This is a genomic window from Paenibacillus pseudetheri, assembly GCF_924513355.1.
Lineage (GTDB): Bacteria > Bacillota > Bacilli > Paenibacillales > Paenibacillaceae > Paenibacillus_AQ > Paenibacillus_AQ pseudetheri.
On record NZ_CAKMAB010000043.1, the window covers coordinates 17,968 to 42,105 of the forward strand.

General features: G+C 39.0%; 22 protein-coding genes and 2 pseudogenes. All 24 read right to left on the reverse strand.

The features are described 5' to 3' along the window. Positions 1-3: 3 nt before the first annotated feature. Positions 4-1,269 (reverse strand): ATP-grasp domain-containing protein, encoded by a 1,266-nt coding sequence (locus L1028_RS26010; RefSeq protein WP_234540869.1) that lies wholly within the window; start codon positions 1,267-1,269, stop codon positions 4-6. Further along, entirely contained in the window at positions 1,266-1,541 is a 276-nt protein-coding gene (locus L1028_RS26015; RefSeq protein WP_234540870.1) for an acyl carrier protein, read from the reverse strand. The genes L1028_RS26010 and L1028_RS26015 overlap by 4 nt, the downstream gene beginning before the upstream one ends. A 479-nt stretch (positions 1,542-2,020) precedes the next feature. After that, complete coding sequence (locus L1028_RS26020; RefSeq protein ID WP_234540871.1) at positions 2,021-2,182, reverse strand: hypothetical protein; 162 nt, start codon at positions 2,180-2,182, stop codon at positions 2,021-2,023. Between the two features lie 81 nt (positions 2,183-2,263). Next, positions 2,264-3,280 (reverse strand): hypothetical protein, encoded by a 1,017-nt coding sequence (locus tag L1028_RS26025; protein ID WP_234540872.1) that lies wholly within the window; start codon positions 3,278-3,280, stop codon positions 2,264-2,266. Between the two features lie 2 nt (positions 3,281-3,282). Beyond that, on the reverse strand, positions 3,283-4,029 hold the full coding sequence (locus tag L1028_RS26030) for a sugar phosphate isomerase/epimerase family protein (RefSeq protein ID WP_234540873.1): 747 nt from the start codon (positions 4,027-4,029) through the stop codon (positions 3,283-3,285). 25 nt (positions 4,030-4,054) lie between these two features. Beyond that, the gene (locus tag L1028_RS26035) at positions 4,055-5,188 is read right to left on the reverse strand and encodes a class-II aminoacyl-tRNA synthetase family protein (RefSeq protein ID WP_234540874.1); all 1,134 of its coding nucleotides are present in this window, start codon (positions 5,186-5,188) and stop codon (positions 4,055-4,057) included. 25 nt (positions 5,189-5,213) lie between these two features. After that, positions 5,214-5,978 (reverse strand): ABC transporter permease, encoded by a 765-nt coding sequence (locus L1028_RS26040; protein WP_209445752.1) that lies wholly within the window; start codon positions 5,976-5,978, stop codon positions 5,214-5,216. 47 nt (positions 5,979-6,025) lie between these two features. Further along, the gene (locus L1028_RS26045) at positions 6,026-6,829 is read right to left on the reverse strand and encodes an ABC transporter permease (protein ID WP_234540875.1); all 804 of its coding nucleotides are present in this window, start codon (positions 6,827-6,829) and stop codon (positions 6,026-6,028) included. Beyond that, on the reverse strand, positions 6,826-7,803 hold the full coding sequence (locus L1028_RS26050) for an ABC transporter ATP-binding protein (RefSeq protein ID WP_234540877.1): 978 nt from the start codon (positions 7,801-7,803) through the stop codon (positions 6,826-6,828). The genes L1028_RS26045 and L1028_RS26050 overlap by 4 nt, the downstream gene beginning before the upstream one ends. A gap of 2 nt (positions 7,804-7,805) precedes the next feature. Then, on the reverse strand, positions 7,806-8,933 hold the full coding sequence (locus L1028_RS26055; RefSeq protein WP_234540911.1) for a glycosyltransferase: 1,128 nt from the start codon (positions 8,931-8,933) through the stop codon (positions 7,806-7,808). 37 nt (positions 8,934-8,970) lie between these two features. Next, entirely contained in the window at positions 8,971-10,074 is a 1,104-nt protein-coding gene (locus L1028_RS26060) for a radical SAM protein (RefSeq protein WP_234540879.1), read from the reverse strand. Between the two features lie 11 nt (positions 10,075-10,085). Continuing rightward, positions 10,086-10,313 (reverse strand): hypothetical protein, encoded by a 228-nt coding sequence (locus L1028_RS26065; RefSeq protein ID WP_234540880.1) that lies wholly within the window; start codon positions 10,311-10,313, stop codon positions 10,086-10,088. Positions 10,314-10,329: 16 nt separating this feature from the next. After that, on the reverse strand, positions 10,330-11,295 hold the full coding sequence (locus tag L1028_RS26070) for a cysteine peptidase family C39 domain-containing protein (protein ID WP_234540882.1): 966 nt from the start codon (positions 11,293-11,295) through the stop codon (positions 10,330-10,332). 39 nt (positions 11,296-11,334) lie between these two features. Further along, a complete protein-coding gene (locus L1028_RS26075; RefSeq protein ID WP_234540884.1) occupies positions 11,335-13,065 on the reverse strand; it encodes a non-ribosomal peptide synthetase in 1,731 nt (576 codons plus the stop codon). Positions 13,066-13,475: 410 nt separating this feature from the next. Further along, positions 13,476-13,670, reverse strand: a complete 195-nt coding sequence (locus L1028_RS26080; protein WP_234540886.1) for an ANTAR domain-containing protein — start codon at positions 13,668-13,670, stop codon at positions 13,476-13,478. A gap of 136 nt (positions 13,671-13,806) precedes the next feature. Beyond that, positions 13,807-14,619: pseudogene (locus L1028_RS26085) on the reverse strand (IS256 family transposase); the annotation flags it as partial. A gap of 1,002 nt (positions 14,620-15,621) precedes the next feature. Continuing rightward, positions 15,622-17,367, reverse strand: coding sequence for a S41 family peptidase (locus L1028_RS26095; RefSeq protein ID WP_234540890.1), 1,746 nt, complete (start codon positions 17,365-17,367; stop codon positions 15,622-15,624). 451 nt (positions 17,368-17,818) lie between these two features. Then, entirely contained in the window at positions 17,819-18,058 is a 240-nt protein-coding gene (locus L1028_RS26100; protein ID WP_234540892.1) for a hypothetical protein, read from the reverse strand. Between the two features lie 571 nt (positions 18,059-18,629). Continuing rightward, positions 18,630-18,908 (reverse strand): annotated as a pseudogene (locus tag L1028_RS26105) (MarR family transcriptional regulator); the annotation flags it as partial. A gap of 211 nt (positions 18,909-19,119) precedes the next feature. Then, a complete protein-coding gene (locus L1028_RS26110) occupies positions 19,120-19,248 on the reverse strand; it encodes a DUF6254 family protein (protein WP_234540893.1) in 129 nt (42 codons plus the stop codon). A 951-nt stretch (positions 19,249-20,199) separates the two neighbouring features. Beyond that, positions 20,200-20,805 carry a hypothetical protein gene (locus L1028_RS26115; RefSeq protein WP_234540894.1) on the reverse strand — a complete coding sequence of 202 codons (606 nt, stop codon included), beginning with the start codon at positions 20,803-20,805 and terminating at the stop codon, positions 20,200-20,202. A 126-nt stretch (positions 20,806-20,931) separates the two neighbouring features. Continuing rightward, positions 20,932-22,803 (reverse strand): M56 family metallopeptidase, encoded by a 1,872-nt coding sequence (locus L1028_RS26120; protein ID WP_234540895.1) that lies wholly within the window; start codon positions 22,801-22,803, stop codon positions 20,932-20,934. Further along, entirely contained in the window at positions 22,800-23,213 is a 414-nt protein-coding gene (locus L1028_RS26125; protein WP_234540896.1) for a BlaI/MecI/CopY family transcriptional regulator, read from the reverse strand. The genes L1028_RS26120 and L1028_RS26125 overlap by 4 nt, the downstream gene beginning before the upstream one ends. 75 nt (positions 23,214-23,288) lie before the next feature. After that, positions 23,289-24,020, reverse strand: coding sequence for a hypothetical protein (locus L1028_RS26130; RefSeq protein ID WP_234540897.1), 732 nt, complete (start codon positions 24,018-24,020; stop codon positions 23,289-23,291). Positions 24,021-24,138 lie beyond the last annotated feature (118 nt).

Consider the following 24,138-nt stretch of genomic DNA (forward strand, 5'->3'; position numbering starts at 1 on the left):
TACCTAATATGTTTTTATATTCATCTCATTCATCAATACTTTAATGTCTGACAAATATTCAGGGGATTCGTTCGGCTGATAGGGTATCGATAAATATAATCTGCCTTTGCCAGAAGAACCATTACTCATGACCGTATTGGAAGTTAAGGGGATCACCCCTCTTTCGTTTGGACTGAATAATAGTTTATTCCGATGAAGCACCTCCAAAAATTGCTCGTACGTAAAGTGCGCATTCCATTGTAAATCTAAGAAAGTTAAGTAACTTGAATATCCATGCTGAGTTAAGTAATGATCCAGCTTCGTATTAATAAGTCCCATTGATTTGCGTGCGTTGATCTCAACTACCGGATATATTGAACCGTCTGCTAATATCATTGAATCAATACATACTTCCCCATGATATCCATGTTTATAAATGGACTTACAAGCATGAAATACGGTGTCAAAATAGCCTGCTGCGTCCAATTTGTCAATAAAGGAAGAGTTGTGCACATGCCTTGAACCTTTGTAACTTAAGCCATTGTTATCGATATATTGAACGGACAATATCTCAGGTTCGCCATTCACATCAATGCTTAGGTGGCAGGAAAAATCTGTTTCTTTTTGTAAAAAGGGTTCCACAATCAGTTGTGTAGCCATCCCTCTGTCTTCTTGTTTCTTGATATGCCTAAAAACGCTTTCTAAAATGCCCTTTGAATGGACCACCAAATTGCCTTTACCGGAAACTCCGAAAAAATCTTTTATTATGATGCCGTTAGATAATGAATCCTGGCTAATAGTTAACAATTGATCTGCTGAATAGCATAATACACCTTTATAGTTGGCATCCCACTGTTTGCTAATCTCATATGAAAATAATTTGGAGTTTACCCTAACCGCTGCTTCATAGCTTGGCAAAACATTTTTTAGTGTGTATTTCTTCTCAACTTGTGAAGTATTATCCAAAATTGAGTAAGGTGTTATCTCAGATACGTTAATGTAAACGTTCTCTTTTATAAGCATATTTTCGAGCGATTCTTCATCATGGCGGGGGCTGGCTGCAATATTTTCAAATGAAAAACCAATACTGCGCAAATAATGGATATGGGCTAGATTCATTTTGCGTCTAGTGAACAACTTGTCATCTCTATTACAAAAAACAAATAACAGCTCGTCCATATGTTTAACATAATCTGCGCTGTAAGATTTTATCGCAGGGAGCGAAGCTATGTTTTTTTCTCTCCATAAACTTTCAGAATCGAAAATACCATATACCAGTTTCGCCCTCATCTCAACGCGTCATCCTTTTGCTTAAATTCCCTTTCTTGGATACTCTTAATGTAATTAAAAAAACGCTCCACACTTGTCAATTCATCCATCTGAAACTCATCAAAATCGATCTCCACATCGAACTCATCTTCTACTTTCAGAATCAGATTAATGAGTTGTAGAGAATCAATACCGATATCATTAATGATATCAGCATCGCTAGAAATGGAATCTCTAAGTTCGGGAGTCTCCCGTACTTCAACAATTATTTCTATTAATTTATCCAGTGTCATTAATAACGTCTCCCTTTTTTTAACAATTTACCTTCATATTGTATTAAATTGAAATCATCCTAACAAGTGTAAAAAGTATATATCTAATGTACTTATCCAACATATTTCCAATCAATCATTTCAGTCCCTTCCGTATTGTTGTAATTCCTATCATACCAATTCCGACCGTTATCTTGACTACTACCGGATGTAAGGAATTATTCCGCTCTACTGAAAGTATGTGATCTTGTGTTTATGCTTAAAAATAGAAATAGAGGGTTCAATCAGCGAAAAATCCCTGTTCCGATCGTCCAGAATTCCCTGATTAGAACTGGAAATTTCAGCGTGTGAAATCCTCCGGGTCATTCTGAAATTTCGCATAATTCTCCTTGTTACGCAAGGAGGAAAAAGGATGACGAAGAGCATGGGAGCAGGTTCATCCCATTAAATTGGGTATGGACCCCAATATCGTACGCAAGTAAATGGAGCAGGAGGGTTTTTCACACCCCATCCCTGTAAAGACTATATTCCGTAACTCCCGCATTATCTGTAGAAGGGCTCCAGTTAAACACTGTGACGGTATCTGCAAGCGACAAATAAACCAGAACTTGAGCGCGTAGCGAAGTGTAATCACGGGTCTCTTCTTTAAGCTCCTGCCCCACTTGGAGTCCGTTCGCGTCAAGACATTTTACTGAGAAAAGGGTATACTTCAGAAAGCAGACCCTCCGCAGACCTATACACCTTCAGCTGTTTAAAAACGATGTAAGTAGTTGTTCTTCAGCATCCTTCATTTCTTCCAAGCCTTTTAAGATACTAATAATCTCTTTGGTCTTTTTTGATAAACTATATTTCAAAAATTTACACCGTTGAATTAACGCCTTATTTTCAATTTCTTCATAGCATTTAATATAATTTGAAAAATCCCCTTTGAAATTTGCCTTCATAAACATAAATCGTTCTTTCATTACTACCTTATGTTCCCATAATATGTGCAGGTTTCTAACATCAAGTTCAGCCTTTTCTTCTATTAAAGAACTTAAATACACTTTTAACTGGTTATAAACAGCCATACCAAATACACAGTTCTTATCTTCATAGATATGGTTAGTTTGTGTTTTGAATTTCACCAAAGAATTTTGAGAACTCAAATAGTCTTGTATATATCCACGAATCAAATCAAAGTCGAAATCATACGTAGAGCCTTGGCCTATAAAATATAAAACATCCAGCCTGAAATCAGGAGGACAGTTGGTGAATGACTTTTCTAAATCACTAAACGTGGTCTGTATTATTTTGAATCTTTCTAATGAATCATATCCCAAAGTGTAAAACACTTTCTCATCTTTGTTATACCCAAATATAAAATTACAGTGAGGATAACTTCTTTTTTGATAGGAGTACTTTTCTGGAATATAAAACTCATCAACATGCAAGTAAATATACCCTTCCGTATCAATAGTGCTAATAATAAAATCCACGATATTCTTTTGGATGCAATGATTAAAAAAAGGTTCAGGGATGTCCAAGTAGTTGATCCAAGGGCAAGAGTTTAAGTAAAATCGCCCGTCATCCCACAAAAAATTCATATCCAAAGTGTTTTGGGGATGTATATTTTTCAAGCAGCTCAATTGTATAAAATTGCTAAAGAACCAGGGCATTGTTTCTTCGTGGGACGTTATAATGCTTAAAGGGTAAGCATGGTGCAATCTTCCGTAAATTAGAGGTTTTTCATTAAGTTTAAGAATTTTTTTTGCTGCCATTTTCATTTTCCCCGTATGTTTTTAAAATGGGTCAGACAACTTTGCGCACCATCAAAATTGTTAAACAAAAGCTTGCTTTCATATTCAATGATGAACCATTCGGTTCCGATCGCGTTTTTAATAATCGATTGATAGTTCAGACTATCTTCACCCAAAACCGTGTTAAAGCCCGTTTCCAATGAATATGGCTTAATATGTACCGTGTTGAACTGGTAAGGATATTTTCTCAAAAAACTTTCCGGGGCTGCTCCTGCAGAAAGCATGTTGCCAACATCCAGTTGTATAATGATGTCTTTTTCTATGTTGCTGCAAAAAGCATCGAATACATACCCGTAATCCGTTCTTGCAAATTCTTCCTGATGATTATGATAACCTATCTTCATGCCATAATTAGACAACTTTCTGCTTAACCGATTGAATTCTCCCGCAGTTCTTGCCCACGCTTCTTCAGTATTAGTATCTTCATAGGGTAAATTCGGAATGATCAGCCGCGAGTTTTTTAAGGTCTGCATATAGTGGATCGTTGAGTATAGAAATTCGTCATTCAAATAATGTTTTTGGATATGCCAGCCGGCGACTTCCAAGCCTGTTTTATTCAAAGCGTCCACTAACTCATGGACATCATGGCTAAAGCCCCCTGCAAATTCAACTCCCTCATATCCCATTTCTTTTATTTTAGTCAACGTACCCAACAAATCACGGGACAAATCCTCAATAAATGGAAATAAAGCTAATGCAATTTTACTCATATTTGCTCACACCTTTCCATATTTTTTACTTCATCGATTCCAAAACCATTGCTGGCCATTTTTCATAATGGATCCCGTATTGGCACATAAATGCCAGAACCCATCTTTCAATCCCAAAGCCAATGCATCCAGTTACTGTTCTGGAGCAGTTTTCCACTTCAATATGAAATGCTTTGGTGAAAGAGATGCCATGTAAATTAAAAGAAGCACAAGCCAGGCTGTTTTCTTCTGAGGTGGAGAGCCGAAGCTCATATTTACTTTTTTCAAACTGTTGTATTTTTTTATAGGACTGCATTTCCGGAATAATAAAAGGATCCGAAGCGGCGGCGATTTGCCCCGACAGATTCAACTGCTGCATAAGGGATGCAACTTTATCCATGATTCTGTTTCTTTGGTTTAGTACATACTGCGCATCTCCAATAAAAACGATTTCTCTGACATGGTAATCTCTTAATCTCCCAAATTCGTTCCAGTTAAATCTCCCTTCATTTCTGAATACCTTTTGCGTAAACGTTAAGCTTTGGGATGTTTTCAAAGATTGATTCTCAAGCTCCTTATAGGTATGAAAGCAGGCTGATGGCGAGAGGGCCAGAGCCGGTTCAGATAAAACATGGTGAACATCAGAGTGACCCGCCAGCTCATTTAAATCGGAGATCGAGTCCATACTTTCCAAGACGTCACAGCAAAACATAGAGTACTGGGGTGACGATTTTAAATACCCCGTCTTTTTATAGACTTCCATCGGTAGCAATGTTGGATATATACGCTCTTCCGCATGTTCCTCAATGGCGAAGGTCCTGAAAATAGAGGAAAAATAATTAAATAAATGAACCGCTTCTTTTTTAAATCCAATTAGACCTTTTTCAAAACTCTCTATCCTGTCAGATTCATAGATGGAATGAGTATTATAATACTTCTGATTTTTTGAATGCTTATGTTGAAAATAAATGTACTCGTTTTCTTTCGGACTACAATATTTTTCCATCAATTGGTTGAAATTGAATTCTATTTGCTCCAAATCACCGTTATCTTGTACTTGCAAAGCAATTTTATGATCCCTTTCTTCAAAACCGATAATATCGGCAGAAACAAAGCTGATTAATTTAAGCAATTCTCCTTTTTCGAGATCCCTGCGGTAATCGAGTAATAGAATTTTCATGATCATACTCCCCTTCCCTGGAAGCTTAACCGCTTACACTTACATAATGCTTCATTGCTTTATTCCAGAGTACCCTGCACAGGATAAAGAAAAAGATAGGCGCTATAATACTCCAGACAATCATAAGCGGGCTTAGCTTATCTAATATAAACAGCCCTCCTATATTTGTGATTAAAAAAACGGGGATTATAAAAGTTCCAATAATTTTAAAAACACCGTTATAAATGGTCATCGGCATATTATTGAAATCCCACAGCTGATTTACAAATTGGCTTATGCCATTCGCAGAAACCGTCCAGAACGAAATAATATTTGGAATAAGAAATACACTGTAGGTAAGAAACAATCCCCATAAAGTAAACCCTATATACCCTATAAGATTCACAAAAGTAAAGGCGACATCTGCACGGTACCAGCCAATCCCTACCATCGTTCCTCCTACCACTAATGACACTGCAGCAAAGGCCAGATCAACATGTCTCAGAGTGACCATAAACTGCAGGGAAATGGGTTTGACTATTAAAGTGTCGAGGCCCCCGCTCTTAATATGGCTGGAAAGAGAGCCGAAATTAATGAGGAAAAATGAAACGAATACACCCGATAAGGCACTATAGGTTCCAATCATAATCATCATCTCATCCGGTGTGAATCCGTTGATGTTTATCCCTACATTGTAAAGCACAATGACATAAGTAAGCTTTATTCCCATATGCGCCAACTGAACACATGCCGATATAATGAAATTAACTCTATACTCCATTTGGCTCATCAGGCTGTTTTTTATAAACATCCAGTAAATAACTAAATACCTTTTAAATTCTCGAAGCATCGGATTGTTCACCCTCCGGCAGCAATATATTTTTTCTTTCCATAGTTCCAGACTAAACTGCAAAAAATGCCCAGACATAAAACCCACATCACCATAATCGATAACCCTGCTGTAATCTCTGATCCGCTTATTTTACCGATTAGCACGTTGGCAGGAAAATATGTAATGTAATAAAAAGGGAATAGTCTAGAAATGGCAATTACTCGGTCGCCAAAAATATCCAAGGGAAAGATCGCTCCGGATATAATCAGCGAAATAACGTTTATCACTGTGAAAATGCCGCCACATTCGCCAATCCAAAAGGCTATATTCGCAAACAAAAATGAAATTAAATATTGTAAAACAAAAGCCATTACAGCAACTGCGCTAAATTTGACGATCTGCATAACGTTCATTTCAATCATTTGGTTTGCATTAAAGTAAACAAGCACTATCCCCATTCCGACAACAATTACAATCATATCCGAGATTTTGGAACCAATGAATTGAAAGGCTTTATAGAAAAAATAATTTACCGGCAATATAAGATATTTGCTCAGCATCCCATTTTTAATATCTGAAGAAATGCTATATTGAACATCCACAGATACCAGGCTCGACACAAAAATGGAAAGCACGGTATACAATATCATCTGATTGTATGTATAATGCAAAATGATTGTATCGGGTGAATTTGCAAATATCGCCGTCCACATAAAAAACTGGATAATGGCAGGGAAAAACTTGGACAACAATCCAAACACAAAATCCAGTCTGTATTCAAGCGTACTGATGAAAGAGGTCGTGGATATATATAAGTACTTTGGCTTCATTGGGCACCTGCCTCGTACAGCTTCAAGATTTTATCCTCAATAGGCAGATCTTCTACGGAAAAATCAGTAAGCTCATACTTGTTTAAAAGATACGTCAAGCAGTTCCTGACCTGATTATGAACAACCTCAAGGGAGACACTTCCTTCTTCTTCTTTACGAATCTTGCCGAAATGTATGAGTTCATCTCTGTCAAAGTTTAAGTGATCTACGCTGAATGATAAAATTTTAATGTTGTCCCTTTTGATATCGCTGAGCGCTCCGTCATATACTTTTTCACCCTGGCTTATGATCATGGCTCTGCTGCAAAGCTCTTCAATATCCTGCATATAATGACTTGTAAGAATGACAGTAGATTTATAGTGTTTGTTATAGTCTTTAATGAATTTTCTCATATCTCTTTGCGCCATTAAATCAAGCCCTATAGTAGGCTCATCAAGAAATATGACTTTGGGCTTGTGAATAAGGGAAGAAATAATCTCAAATTTCATTCTCTCCCCCAATGAAAGCCTGCGGACTTGGACAGATAATAAATCCTTTACGCCGAATATTTCTACCAGATCACTTAATGTTTTTTTATATTCGGCATCAGGTATTTCATAGATATGCTTATTAAGCAATATACTTTCATTGGCAGGCAGGTCCCACCAAAGCTGATTTTTTTGAGCCATCACTACCGCTATTTCCTTTTTAAATAAAGTCTCCCTTTTCCAAGGGATGTATCCGTTGACCCGCATTTCTCCGCTTGTAGGATAGATTATTCCTGATAAAAGCTTGAGAGTAGTCGTTTTTCCAGCGCCATTCGGTCCAAGAAACCCGACGATTTCACCTTCCTCCACTGAAAATGATAGGTCTTTTACTGCATCTTTCGTTAGTTTTTCTCTATGGAAAAGATTTTTAAATGAACTTTTAATGCCTTCCTCTTTTTTATAAAACTCAAATTTTTTGGATATATGTCTAGCTTCAATAATCGGCATGGTCAACACCCTTCTCCAAGTTCTTCTTGTGTACAAACCTTAGACCCGGAAACAGCCTCTGCTATTTTGATGCTTCCGTTCGTAATTTGCAGTTTGGAAATATTCTCTTTCAAAGCAAGAAGCGTATCCGGCCTGATCATTTCTTTACATTTTGCCGCCAACGCCTCCAGATCATCAAATATGAAACCTACGTTGTTTTCCTTGAGGAAATGGACGACCCCCTCCTCTTGATACAGAAATCCATTCGTAGCATCAATAAGTACGGGTGTGTTTGTATATAGACACTCGTAGAAAGTATTGGCTCCCGCTTTCGTTATACATAAATCGCTGATTCTCAAAAGCTCTTGAATATTATCGACATACTCCAACACGCTGCACCTAGGGTATTTATTCTTGCAAATCGTATAGAGAGATTTATTATTACCGCATAACACGATAACGTTAGCCTCATCCTTTAATTGTTCAGCTACACTTCTAATAATGCTTAAGTAATGCATGGAGCCCTGCGCTCCGCAATTGATAAGCACGGTTGGTTTATCCTTGCAGAAATTGTCCTGCTTAACAAACTCTGGTGTATCCTTGCCGTTCACATCAAACTTCTTATGCAGGGGATAACCGCTTACAATGATGTGTGCAGCCGGTATGCCTTCTTGTTCAAGAAGAGCTTTCGTTTCATCGTTCGGACAAAAATAGCGATCTGCTCCCTCCGCAGCAAATCCCGGGTACATCGGCCTGAAGGGATCGGTGACAATAATATAGAATTTCTGCCGGCTGTTGGTTTCTTTTAGATACCGGATAATGTATTTATTAATGAGCGGAGTTGTAGATACGATTACATCGCAAGGATGATTGCTAAAAAAAAGATTCAGGGGTTCAACCCAATAAGAGTACATCTCATTGAATTTATCCGGTTTCTCCAACAGCGACATCTGTGTGAATAATTTGCATAAATCGGATGAGGTCATTTGTAATAAGTTATAGAAGTCGCTTAATACTTTGTTGCTGGGCATCAGCCGCTCATAAAAGTGTGGAAATAACTTTACATCACATGCTTTATTTTCCAAATAGGAATATATTGAATTCATTACGGATATGTGACCTTGCCCGGTGTTGGCCGCCAAAATGACCACCTTCAATTTCGTCCCCCCTAAAAAGGATATTTGACGACTATCGTTCGGCTCTCTCATATTTCAAAGAATTAGGAGAAAAATATACAGAAGGCAATAAGCCTTCGGACTCGTGGGTACACTGCAAACAATGCTGATTACAGTTGACCTCATTTCGCCGTTCATTAGCTGCGCGGTTATTCCACAATTCCTGAAAATCCATATTGTAATCTCTTAAATTTCCAATTGAAGGCAGCACCTCGCAGACTCCAACATCTCCGTTATAATCTATAAATCCGCCATGAAGGCCCGCATAGCAAGTAAAAAGCTTGTTCCCGCAGCGTTCTCCTTCATAAATATAATTATTAACGGAGGATAATAAATACGATTGCGGTTTTTCCAATATCGAAGGCTCCTGTTGATGCGTATATTTTTCTAAAGTTTTTATGCATGACAGGTAGTTATCCAAGTCTATGGCCTTTATGTCCTCTCCTGCTCTCGGATCTTGACGCGTTTTGATTAAAGAAATTTTATCCGGCTTCAGATGGAGCATCGCCCAATCGATAAAATCATTCATTTCATTCTCGTTGATCGTATTCATTGCCGTGCATATATAGAGTTCAAAATTCGGATAATATTTCTTTAAAGTTTGGCAAGCATTCCACGTTTCAAGGGCCCTCTCAAAGGTTCCTGCACCTCTGATTTCATTGTGTGTATCTTTGAAGCCATCCAGCGATATGCCCAGCGAATAAGATTGTCTCGGTGCAGCCTGTAGAATCTTCTCAACCTGAGACACGATTCTATGAGTTAGCTGGCCATTGCTGGCGGAGTCGGCCAACATCATTTTATTGTTTTTCTGGAAGATATGTATGATCTCATGAAAGTCTTCTCTCAGGAACGGTTCACCGCCGCAAAATATGCCGGTCAAAAAATTGTCCATGCTTAAGGATAATTGTCTGTATTCATCAATCGTCAATCCATCTTTTACATTTCCTGTGTCAATTGTTTCATGATAAAAACAATGTTTGCACCGAAGGTTGCATTTATTGGTTACCAGAAAAGAGATAATGAGCGGAGTGCCTTTTAGAATAGAATGGCGGGCATTGTATTTTTCCAGATAAAAGTTTAATTTGGCCATATTTTGATTATAGTGATCTACATTCATCGTTCTCTCTCCTATAAGCATAATTTACATAAATCTCCAATCTTGTCGCACTCAAAAATGTCTATGATCGAGATCTCCCTGTCGCTGTATTCCTCCAATATGATCAAGAGATTGATTTTATCAAACGAATCCAGTTTGTCCTTATCAAAAGCGGTCTCCTCAGTACTTCCTTCAGGAAGCATTAAATATTGCGATAAGACATCGAATAGTTCATCTGCTTTTGTAGCCATGTTATCCATATCCTTTCTCCCTCCATTATCTGATTTCACGAATTAATTCATTTGCGGTTGCCTCTTCCGTCTCGGAAATATACATAATTTTGTCCTTTAGTTTTTTCTCCAGCGTTTCGTTATAGTTCGATAAAATGTATTTCAGCATCAAAGCACTTGTCTCTGACCACAGCCTGGATGCTTTGATCAATGGCTCTGAAAACTTAGGGAAATCTATATCCTGCTGAATGGTCATTAAATAATCCAAGTACCTGCTGTAACATCTCCTGCCATCGGCAACATTGTTTAATCTTAATAACATAGGGTAAAATACAAGGCTATCGTATTTCTCAACTTCAAATCTAATGCGGGCTTCATCAATATCATCCGAGAACTTCCGCATTTGCTCAAAATCGCTCAACCCATGACTGCCTGCAAACAGATCCGTTAAATTTTTGTTCATATTATCTTTCCACTCGTATTTTCCGCTTATATCTTCAGAGATTAAAAAGATACGGGTTGCGCTTTGAAAGAATAGTTCAAAGGATATCCTCTCGGGTGTTTTACTGATGTACGGATCAATGCAGATCAGACCGTCGCTGGATAATCCGGTTAACAGCACAAAGTGACTGCCATGATATTTCTTGTAGATTCTATGCCATTCACAATAATAGGGATCGATTTCCAAACCAACCATTCTGCCTTCTTGAAGCTCGTGGCTTATAATATCCAAGATCCTTCCCGAATCTCTAAAGCAGTCGTTGAATTCAAGATAAATGCCGAAATTATAAGATAGAGAAGCAAATAACTGATTAAAGCCAGTCCGATAAAGATCAATCCCCCATTCATCAGTTCTTTTCATGCCAAAGCTCCAGGTGTGGTCAAATACTTTGCGGTAATCATAATTTTTCCACTCTAAATAGGTAATAAAAATATCCTGAATACAATTACTGTATAGATCATGTTTAAAATTAATCTTAATTTCGCATTTTTCGGATTTCAGATTATACATTAAGCATTCCCCTAATTTGAGTATTCGGTTTTGAATTCGTTATACTGGCATGATTGAGAGTCTATGCTTAAGATAATCCGCTATCTCTTCAATCGTATTGAAAGCTTTAAAAACCAATTTTTCATCTTCGAATTCCATATCAAATTCGGCTTCAAAAGCAACAATGATACTGACAAAGGTAATAGAATCAATCCCCAGGTCTAAAAGCCTACTGTGCAAATTTAATTCGTTGTTTTTATTTTCGCCCATTATATTTCTAAAAACGTCCAGGATTTTATTTTCAAATGTATTATCCGAAGTACTTTTAATCACGCTGGAAATAGCATTTGTTTTAAAATTGTTGACAATCTCCTTTCGGTCAATTTTCCCATTACTGGTGTGAGGAAAGTCCAAAACCTTCAACATTCTGCCGGGAATCATATATTGAGGAAGCCTAAGCTGCAGATCATTAATGAAATCGTTTTCGTCTATCTCCTTTTGACATTGATATAATCCAACCAAATGGCTTTCTTCCTGTTGATTTAGGCAAATCACAACTGCCTGGTTTATATTTTCAAAAGAGCACATGGCTATTTCAATTTCTTCAAGTTCTATGCGATGGCCTCGGACCTTCACCTGATGGTCTCTTCTGCCAAGAAACTCTATATTGCCATTCTCAACATATCTCCCCCGATCTCCGGTTCTGTATATTCTGGTGTTGCCGTTTAAATTCACAAACGCTCTCGCAGTTTGTTCATCCTTATGGATATAGCCTCTCGCCAAACCGTTTCCGGAAATACAAATCTCTCCAATATCCCCGGCTCCCACTTCTTTTAAATTTTCATCCAAAATGTAGATAGCGGTATTTTTGATGGGTGTACCAATATGAATATGATCGCTATTCGTTAGATCGCTTACCGTTGACCAAATGGTTGTTTCAGTTGGACCATACATGTTATATATTTTGGCATTTGTTTTTCTTTGAAGTTCTTGCAGTAAATTTAAAGGGAATTTTTCTCCTCCTACTAGAATCTCGCTCACATGTCTCAAACATAATAAGTCAGGATCGTATTTGTATAAAAACAGCAATCTGGAAGGGGTAAATTGAAGCATATCCGGTTTACTGCTTTTAATTAAATTAGCCATAAGACGAGGATTTTTCTGTTCATTCTCATTTGCCAATATAACCGTCAAGCCTTTGCAAATAGATAAAACACTTTCCAGGAAAAAAATATCAAACGTTGCAACCGTAAAACTGGCTATTGCCTTGCCTCGTGAAAAGTTAATAATCTCAGACATTCCGTCTATAAAATTAAGAAGAGATTTTCTGTAAATTTCCACTCCTTTTGGAACTCCGGTAGAACCGGATGTATATAGAATAAAGCCAATCTCTGAGCTAATAGCTTCATTGGTTTCTTTTTTTTCGCTGTATTCTGCCAGGTTCTCAATAACAATCATTTTTTGTCCCGAACATCTATTACAATACTTTTCCTCGGTAATAATGAGATCTACTTGGCAATCCTCAAGAATATAATTGATCCTTTCCTCAGGATAGGCAGGATCCAAATACACATAGGGAACATTGATTTGCAAGGCTGCTATAGCCGCTAAAATTTGAACCGGGCTTCTGTCTAGAAAAATCCCTACAGGATTACAATTTTTTTCACATAATAAAGCATGCGAAATCATTCGTATACAATCGTTCAAATCTTCAAAAGATAATCTTTCATTTTGAAAAATGATTTCACTGGTTCCGGGTATTATAAAATCTTTTGCGGGTACTTGATTCACTGCATTCCCACCTTCCTTTAAGATCAATGTCCTGCTCAGCATCCTTAATAAAAGTGAAATAAATCACAATTGTAAAAATTGAAAAATATGGGTCACCCATTGACACACCTTTTTTCCCATATCATTCCATTGATATTTACATCATATTCAATGAAAGCACTTTCTTGTAGTGTAAAAATCTAATATAAGAGGGTACAAATCAAAGAAATAGGAAAGATAACTTAGTTTCACAGGGCAAACGACTCTTTTTTTCAACGTCAAAATATTTCTAAGATTATCCTATAGGTCCATGGTTGAACTCTCTTGAAGGTTTGTGGTCTTTCATGAAATTTGTTATGAAATTCAAATCGAATATACTTTTAATTATCCTTGTTTCTTTTTTCCTTACTGGATGCTGGGAAAGGGAATATTTAAAAGACCTGCACCTGGCTTATGGTACAGCAATTGATTATATCTGGTTCATATTTCTCACATTCATCAATAAGCCATTCCCCAGATGCCACCTTACTAACTACCTTAAACCCTAAATCATGAGCATAATGCGCTAACTTTTCTCGGTCCAACAGCTTATTTTCAGCGACAATTGCCGTTAGTTGCATATTCATTGGTAGCGTCAAGAAGTTTGTGTAAGAGAGCAGAGTGTAACTTCTCGGGTGTTCGTTAGTGGGTGCAGATGTTCTTTGGGGCGGGGGAACCCCACCCCAAAGAACAAGGGAATTCAAGCTATTTCTCTTGCACTTTCTACACAGGATATCGCTCTTCAAACATCTCATTTAGTTTCTTTTTTACCTCCACATCACCGAAGCCGCGAATGACCCGTTCGCTAAAACGTTCATTGTAGTCTATTACGTCGAGGTAGATAATTTTTTCAGCCGCATCCATATTTGTGAGGCTGTTCATGGGTTTCAGGCGCTTCCGGATTTCCTTATTCATTCGCTCAATCGGATTGGACGTGTAGATCTCTTCTTTTATGAGCGCGGGATACTTGTAAAAGGTCAGCAGCGTCGGCAACTGCTCTTCCCAAGACCGCATTTCTTTGGGGTAGAGCTTGCCCCATTTGGTCTTCACCGTGTCAAACGCAGCCAGGGCCAGATCGTGGTCTGCAGCCGTGTAGATGGTCTTCAGATCCTCAATGACTTCCGTTTTGTGCTGAACTCGAATTTTCGGGAAGGTCGAACGCACCTTGTGGACGATACAATGCTGCACATCCGCCTTTGGATAGGTTTCACGGAACGCTGCATCGAGTCCTGGCAATCCATCAAACACTCCCAGCAAGACTTCCTGGACCCACGGTCGTAGAGGTCTTTCAAGACCTCGCGCCAGCCGTTTGCGCTTTCCTGACCGCCTACGTAAAAGCCAAGGATCTGACGGTGACCGTCTTCGTCGATACCCATGGCGAAATAAACGACTTCACCACTGGTGAATGTCGTCGAGTACCGTAGCTGTAATGTTGCTGATGGTCGTGGGAGAGTAGTGGCTGCCAAACATACTTTCAATAAAACGGGCCACATCCCGGGTTCCCATACCCGATTTATACATCTGGATCACCGCCTCCAAATCTTGGTACACAACTTATTTTACGCCATCAGAGGTTGAGAACTTCGAAATAAATAGCAGATTGATTGAAAACAAAGACTTTATAATCCGGTCTGGAGTTTGCTTTTGAAAGTGGTTATTTTGTTGATGTACCGACTTTTATAAATAATGGAGAAGAATCTTTTACATCTGCATATTTAGTGATTGTGGACGGGGATGAATCTGAACATCTACTCTTCAGCACTGAATATATTGTTAGTCTCATTCCAAAAGGTGAATATGTATGTATTACATACAATGAACAGAATAAGGAGAACAGATTCAAATAGATGCAGAATTATCTTAACGAACGCAAAGTGGAGAAAATTGAATTTGTATTAGTTTCTGAGTTATATGACGATTTTACAAATCAGTCTCATAAAATACAGGTGTTTTTTACATCCTTATTGAACTCTCCTTCATATAGAAATTTTACAATTGCATTGAAGATGATTCCAATGTGAAATTCATCTTTTTTGACTGTACCATCTTTTTTAAAAATAATAGCCTAGTTGCATCTAGGATCCCTTTTGATTTCCCCCTCTGCTTATGCTTTCATTCCGATAATCGATTGAATATCTAATCGATTATCGGACCATGCTCTTTGTTTTCATGGATTTATTGAGTATATTTTACAGATTCAGGCTGGTGCTCAAAGAGAAGAACGTCCATTTTCCAAGGTCCTTCGTTTCGTTCCCCCCCTTCACAATCTTCGTATTTAAGCGCTAAAAATCAATTAGATTGTCATCAAATCGCAATAGTACCAAGTTCTTGTCCTGAGCAAAGGACAAGAACTTGATCCCTTAAAACAGAAAACCCGCGCTGGGCGCGGGCTGTTATGGTGCTATGTTCTTGTCCACCGACATGCAACAATTAAGCTGATTAATATGACCCGTCTAGTCTTCATATCATTCCTCCCTAAAAAAATCAGGCCCCGGTAGTGTATAAATGTTCATTTATATTCCAAATACACTTTCATAATTAATAACCACCTTTAATTAATTCAACAGCTCTCTCAATATACTCGTCTCTGCCTTCCATAATCCCTTCAATGGTAGGATCAAGACGAATATCTGGCTGCAATCCTATTCTTTGCGTTGGATTTTTATCTGGATTAAATATACCGAGTCCACTTATAGCGGTTTTTATTTTTCCTGGAAGCATAATGATACGTATATCACCATCAGTTCCAGCAGACGGCCTACCGAGAACTATGGAGTTTTCTGTATTTCTAAGAGACATCGTTGTAAACTCGCCTTGACTAGCAGTATGTTCATTGATTAGAATCACTACTTTCCCTTTATAAACGGCATTTGTTTCTTGGGGCTTCCCTGAAACTATAGGCTCAAGGAAATAAAATTCACCGGGTATTGCACGATTGGGGACCGATACTGTGGCAAACTCTTTTTCAGAAGCAATCAGATATTTGGCTAATTCATAAGTAAGTATGCTAGAAGGGTAGTTTCTAAGATCTACAATTAGCCCTTTAGTGTTCCACCACTTTTTCATGATTTTATCAATCTCTCCATCTTTCAGAAGACCAGCATTAATATAGTAGATTTCTCCACTCTCCATTGCTTGTGATTTCGTATCAACCAGGAAATTAATGTCTTGCTGATTGCCTACTGCACTAATGTTTATCTTATTTCCCTGCCGAATTACAGTAACGTCCGTATTCTTCTGTTCAGTTCGGAATAAATCAATAAAAAATAAACTGGCCGTGTCTTCTCGCGACTGTGATATATATTTTCTTCTATCTTCTAATAAGTCATCTATATTTTTGTCGCCTACTTTTAATACAATGTCTCCGACCTCAAGTCCACACTTGTTAATTACTTTATTTATAACAATCTGATTGTTAATTTCGATAAAGTTTACGGGAAGCCGATACGTTCCAAAATAATCAGTAATCGTCTCTCTATCTTTGCCCACCAAATATGCATGAGAATCATGTATTCTAGTTGTCAGTTCTGCTAAGGTCATGAAATAGGAGTCATAATCCGATCCATTTACCATTTTAGGGATAAACTCCAGAAGCACTCGATCCCAATCTTCTCCGATGACATCTTTATACGGATAGTAATATTCAATAATATTCCAGTAGCGGAATAAACCTAGCAACCTGTAGCCTGTATCATCGAAATTCATATTAGAGTAAGGGTTTTCATTTCCCATAGACGGAAAGATTGAATTTTCCTTAAAACTAACATATGCATATTCTCGTTCTGAAATATTAGAATCCAGAAGCTTCGATAATTCAAGACTCAAGTCCGTTCCGAGATATTCTTCATCCTTGGACCAATCTGTAGATGGACTGAGCTGTATAGAATCTTCGGAAAATTGATGTTGATCATCAAGCTCTCCAGAAATGGACTCGCTGCCTAATGAATGAACCCACTCATAGAGAATTGAATTCACATCTGAATTTTCTTCTAAAATCGAGGGTACCACCCGAAACAGCTCATAATCCCAATTTACATCTCCAGATACAACCTTAGGATGATAGTATTTCACCACTCCCCATACCTTACTGAGCTTAGCAAAGTCCACGATCTTTTGTTCAGAAAGGCTGGAAAATTTCATTCCACTTCCTTGATCAAATTCCTGCTCCTTCTCTCTCCCGAGTTGATGAGTCTCTTGTGATGTAGAACATCCTGCAATAATAAAAATAAGCAATACACTGAAAAACACCAGGGACCTCCAGTTCTTTCTTTTTCCTTTTCCCACCTTTTCCCCACCTTTCAGCTCAACAATTTATCTTTTTGTCATTCTTACAAATCTAGGACCTGCTTCACCTAGCACTGCAAATTTACATGTCGTTTTTCACCAATTTTATAAACTATCCCTCAGAATCACTAGTGTAAATAAAAAAAACCAGCCTTATAGCTCTTATCCTAGGCTGGGGCGTATGTTGTCTGAGCTTTCACCCTGATTATACATCTAATAACCAAAAAGGTGATAGCTCAGCATCAAATAATGACAGATTAGATTTGCGTGTTGTTCATTCAGGCATTAATGTTCCTCATACAATTCATTCATAAATTTCCCGGCAATAATGATCCCTTCTTTCGCTTCCTCCAGAAAGGAATGACAGCACAGCCAACCGTGAAACAATGTCTCTTAATGATCTTGCTTGATCTCATAGAGCTTTCCATTCTCATTCTTTACCACCATTTGACTATATAGAGGTGCCGACAGGCATCGCATTATTCCCTGCAGATATATAGTTTTTTGTATTTAGTAAATCAAAATAGACACCTATCAAATCGGCAATAGTAACAAGTTCTTGTCCATTATCGGCAATCGGTACAAGTTCTTGTCCTGAGCAAAGGACAAGAACTTGTAAAAAACGGTGCCCAGCGCGGATTTCAATAGGACTATGTTCTTGTCCTCTTACAGCTATCCTGTCGGAGGACAAGAACTTGGTCCATTGCCGATTTCCCCTTTCTAATGCAAAAAAACAACCGGTTAATCACGGTTGTTTACAGTCGTTAAATAGTGTTCTTACAGCAATTTGATTGGAGTTTAGTCATGTTTTTTTACAAAGGAATCTACGTAATCCTTTAAGGCCTTGTTTCTTAGAGCATACAGAAGCGACAGAATAAATGAGAAACTCTCAGAAATAGAGTTTCAAAATCTAAGATGTTCTTATTGAATACTATAAAAATTCAAGTGTCTCTCTCTAACGTTAAAAAAACGGTGGCCAGTTACTTTAACTGTGTTATAGCTTTTCCAATTTGGAGTAAAACAGTAGGTGCTCTTATCAGTGGTGGAAGCGTAATTAGAAGAAAAGTTAGCTATGGCCCTTGCTTTACTAATTGTTTCATTCTCTATAACATTTTTAATTTCATCAATAAAGACAGCACTTGAATCAATTTTATTGATGCAATCAAACGAATTAAATAAAATGGTTTCGACTTGACGATGTCCGTCAGAGATCGGTCATTTTGACGGAGGAAGGAGCAAAAAAGCGCCGTGAAATGGCTCCTGCGTATAACCCCTAGACTCTCCGCTAATTGCGAAGGCAACTCTTCTCCATCGTTATCTTCAAGGTCTGCCAAAAAACGATAGCGCCCTGTTGATAAACCGAATCTAGAGAAATGAATCTCCACGGCATATCCAAGCTTGGCTCCCGCTGCCATAGCCTAGACGCGACGAGTATAGCCTGTGCGTCTATGTCTAGGTTATAGCGATCAATCTGACGCTTGGATTGGTACAAGCGAGGGAATAGCGTTAATGTCATTTGTTACATTATTATTATTGTTCATATATTTATGTATGTCCCCTAATTACTTTTTCCAACACATTTTTCTATCAATGCCAATAAAAACTAACGGCAGAGATCCTTAGAGTAAAAAAACGACAGGCTGAGTTGCCTCTTGTAACTACCATCTGCACCACATCTCCGTGCCCCTTGTACAGGTAATAATAGTCCTATTGCAGAAAGACTGCCGGCAAATTTCTCCGACAGTCTTTCTCTTAAAAAGTAGTATTCTTATCTTCATATTCGCTGGACAATCCCTTAAGCGATTTGATTTTACCATGGGGATGCTGTTCTTGCTTTCGTGACTTCCAGGCAGCTTCCTTCCTTCTCTTCTGGTGAGCCATAAAAGATATCCTCCTCTGGAAAATGAGATGTATACTACTTCCTTATGATGTCATTCCAGGGCTACGTTCATTCATATAATTATTTTATGTTTACAGGCATAATACACTAGGGTATTTGTTTTTTTGCCACATTGTAGCCAGTTTATGGAGTAATAGTTCCTTTGTTACGATTGGCCGTTTATAAAACCGTTATTCTACGTGGTATCATAATTACAAAAAAACTTATCCATCATCACCCCATTGTTTGATATCAGCAAAACAAATTAGATGAATATTAAATCGGCAATGGGACCAAGTTCTTGTCCCGAGCAAGGACAAGAACTGGTCCCTCAAAATACAAAAACCGCGCTGGGCGCGGGTTCTTAAGGACTAAATAGCAGGAATGGTGCGATTTCTCCTCAAATGTGAATGTAGCAAATGTTTTTTCCTAGATATATTAAGGTTGTTTTTTTTTGTAATTTCGATCCATTTTTTCGATTATTTCTGATCACCTTTCGCATTATTCATATGTACGAATCTCCCTTTAACAATCTTAGTGCAACAATCATTTTAGTGGTCAATTAAAAGTCACGGAATTTTTTCCAATTTTAAAGCTCGTAAATATAAAAAAAGAACACCGGATAACTTTGAGCAAGCCCAAATTAACCGGTGTTCTTGAAATTACCCAAGTTCGCTACGTTTTGGCTGCCATTGTTATCTGACCATAGAGCAAGACGTACATCACTGTTTGCCAACTATATCACTCCTTTTCTAGAGTTGATATAATACATTAGCAAATTCAAAGAACGGTATAAGACAAATACACCCGTTTAAAAGTTTGTTTTTCAGATTTTCCCCTGCTGTGCGGTTTTACATTTTCCTGAGAATCCTTATTATGTTAACAAAAAAATATAATTCTCCAAAATCAACGATCGTGGAACTCCCTCGGGACTAAGACTGCCCTGTGATTTATTATTCTGCAAATAGTTTCGCATACGGGTTTTCGATCTTTTTTTCGCTGCTGCTCTTACCTGCGTTATTCAGAACATAATATTGATAGAAATGGTTTGAAAAATTCAATGATTCCATTGCTTTAGCCATAAATGGATCTTCCGTCTGATCACTCATTTGGTCCCCTGTCCAAAAATAATGCAACATGAGACGATTCTGGTTATACGGATGTTTTATAATGTAGGCTCCGGATTGATTAGACTTATTCATGATTTGCTGCCATTTAAAACCGACTGTATCAGCACGCTTGATGATGCCGGACTTCAAGGCTTGTACAAACCCATTCGCATCCGGCTTGCCGATGACAATGATATTACTGTCCCCTAGCTCCTTCTTAAGCTTGTTTTTTAATACTTGACGTTCCGTTATAATCGTTGGCTTTATTCCTGCTATTTGGAAGAAGCCTTGAAACTGGTTGAGCAGTTGATCCTGTTGTTTTGTTGCTTTGTCCGATGTCAAACGGTCGCTCAAGATAATCAATGGGACTATGTTCTTGTCCACCGACATATCCGGACTTCGTAACTTCATCCATCGAAGCAAACCACAGTGTTGCCGTCCACTGCCCATTACTCACCTCCGTTTTATATGATAAGCAATTTCCTAAGATAATCATTCACTTATATCAATTGTTCCAACATAAAAAAACCATATCGACCCTATTTCTAGGGCGATATGGGCGCCTGCCTTGAGATGTTATTTTTTAATTGCAGCTTTCAGAATTCCAATCTTCTCTTGTCGTGATAGATCCGATGAGGTTGAAATGCTATATCCAAATTTACCACCATCTTGCCAAAAAACGTATTTCGGGAAAACATTTGCCGGTAAATCATCGTCAAAAAATCCATTATTCTTGCTTCCATCAGCGTCCACAGTATACTTCGTAATCGCAAGCGTATCTTTCCCGTTCGTGTATTCCAGGCGAATATCGTCTGCTTCTTTCCAGTCCATTTTTTTCGTGAAGACCGGCTTGCCGCTCTTCTTCCCTTCAGCTCTCAAATCATCGATGAACTTACCACCCAAGGGTCCTCCGATTCTCGCTTTGGAGAAAGTGTAGCCTTCTGGCAGGTTGGAAGGCTCTTGCAAGACAGTGCCTCTTAAGGTTGCTGCTTTCTGAAGATATTCATCAAAGGAAGCATATTCCTTCGTCAGCCCCCAATAGCTAAGATTAAGTCCGCTGTTCAACGCTTTATATTTATGATAGATGACATATGTGTCACCCGTCTCTTTAACCAATTCCTTCACGCGATTGATTTCATCGTCGATATATTTTTTATCCTCTGCAGGAAGTGCCTTAGCTGCATCCGCCGCTAGTTTATTCATTTTATCCATTTCTTGCTTATACAACGCACGGTCTACCTTAGACCCATTGAATTCCTCAGGATAGGTGATATCTAATTGACGATCCCCAGCTTCTGATTGTACCGAAACAGCTATCGTTGCGTTCCCATCATCATTTTCCTTGGCATTGACCAGCGTCACGCTGCCAAGCGCGAGAATGATTGTCATCCCTAAGATAGAAAGGCGATATGATTTTTTATTGAATTGTTTGATCATGATAAGTCTCCTTTTCATTTGTTTATGTGTCGCAGATAGGCCGGCAAGTCCCGGCAGGCGATGGTCTCCCGAGAAATGTTCCAACACTTGGATGATCGTCTGCCCATACGCATTATTTTGCTGTGGTCTCATCCGATCCAGCACGAAGGCATCACAGGCCATCTCTTGATCTTGTCGCGCTCTGTTCACTGCAAGCCATACTAGTGGGTTGAACCAATGGAGAATCAGAATCAAGTGCATGATCCAATTCACGGCTACATCCCAGCGACGGACATGAGCGAATTCATGCGCCAAGATATACTGAAGCTGTCCTTCGTGCAGCGACATCAGTAGACGTGGAGAGATGACGACTGTCGGCTTACAAAACCCAACGACGGCCGGACCGGGAATACGCTCGCTGGAAACAAATTCAACTTTGCGCTTCACGCCGAGCTGCTGCCGTGTCTCATGGAACAAGGCCAATAACAAAGGCGTTTCTATACGGCTACCAGCGCGCAGAGCATGTTTCAATCGCAGCTGATCGTATATGGTTTTCGCGACGAGAAGCAGTACACCTGTAAGCCAGATCAGTACCAAGACTGGAACAAAGCCCATCGATGTAATTTCATTCCACCAGAAATGGCTCTCCGGCTTGCTTCCCGATGTATCCATGGGTGCGGTTAATTCCGTTATCCCAACGACAATTCCATGTTTCTCCGCCACAGAACCCTTTACTTGTTCTCCTGTCTCGCTTGCACTTATCGATGGATCTTGCATTTGCTGGTGAATGCCAGGCATGAAGGATTCCAGAGACAATACATTATAAAGGCTAAGAGAAGACTCTGGTGCCCAAGGAAGTAGCAAGCGGATCGCCACGGGTATCCAGAGCAAATATTTCCATCTGGCTTCCAGTTTGTTTTGGAATAAGAATTGCAGAATCAAGATCAGCATGACCAGAATGCCTGCCATGAACGATCCCTGGATCACCCAGCCGAAAAATGACACAACAGTTTCGTATAAGCTTGGACTCATTCGGATTCTCTCTTTTCTAGTTCCCCAATTCTGCCGTTATTGTCGAATAACGTCTTCAAATCCTCAATTTCCTGCGAATTCAGCATCTTATCTTGGAGAAAATTAGCCAACATCGGCATAATGGAACCACCATACATCTTCTCCATGAAGGAAGTAGTCTCGGAACGCTGATATTCTTGCTCGCTGAACCGAGGATAAAATAATTGCATACGCCTCGAACTCTGCTCCAGCTTCACGCCCGCCGCATCCTTTTGCACCAGTCGGCTAAGAAGCGTTCGGGTCGTATTCGAGCTCCAGCCCATTCGATCCCTCATTTGTTGAACAACTTCACTAGAATAGCAACCTGGATTTAGCCACAATACCCGTACAATTTCGAGCTCTGCATCCGTTATGGATGGTATTCGGTTCATATATACAACCTCCAAATCTACCTTGCGCAGAATGCATAGGATGGGCGAACTGCTGCGCATGCTCGAGGCAACCTATCACTTCTTGACCGCTGCTTTAAGAATTTCAATTTTCTGTTCTCGGGTGATATCGGATGAAGTTGAAAGGCTGTATGCGAATTTGCCGCCATCTTGCCAATAAATATATTTCGGGAAAATGTTTGCCGGAAGGTTATCGTCAAAATAACCTTTCTTCTTCCCTTCCTTCGCATCCACCACAAACTTCGTAATCGCAAGCGTATCTTCCCCGTTCGTGTATTCCAGGCGAATATCGTCTGCTTCCTTCCAGTCCATTTTTTTCGTGAAGACCGGTTTGCCGCTCTTCTTCCCTTCGGCTCTTAAATCATCGATGAACTTGCCTCCCAAGGGTCCTCCGATTCTCGCTTTGGAGAAAGTGTAACCTTCTGGCAGGTTGGAGGGCTTTTGCAAGACAACGCCTTTTAAGGTTGATGCTTTCTGGAGATATTCAGCAAAGGAAGTGTATTCCTTCGTCAGCCCCCAGTAGTTAAGATCAAGTCCGCTGTTGAGTGCCTTGTACTTATAATACATGACGTAGGTATCTCCTGTCTTGGCGGTCAAATCCTTCACTCTCTTAATTTCTGCGTCAACCACCTTTTTTTCCGCTGCCGTTGGAGCTTGGTCGGCTGCTTTTTTAGCCGTCGACTTCTGGGTTGGCTTGGAAGAAGCCGCGTCTACCACAAGGTTCATCGATGAACCCAATAGTAGAACACTGCTGAGGGTTGCGATGGCTAATTTTGATGCTGCTTTCATGTGAAAAACTCCTTCCTGTGATCCTTTTTGTAAAACTACACGTGTAGTTATAAATCAATACTACAGTTGTAGTCTTAAATTGTCAACACTATTTTATCGGACCCTTTTTCGAGTATCC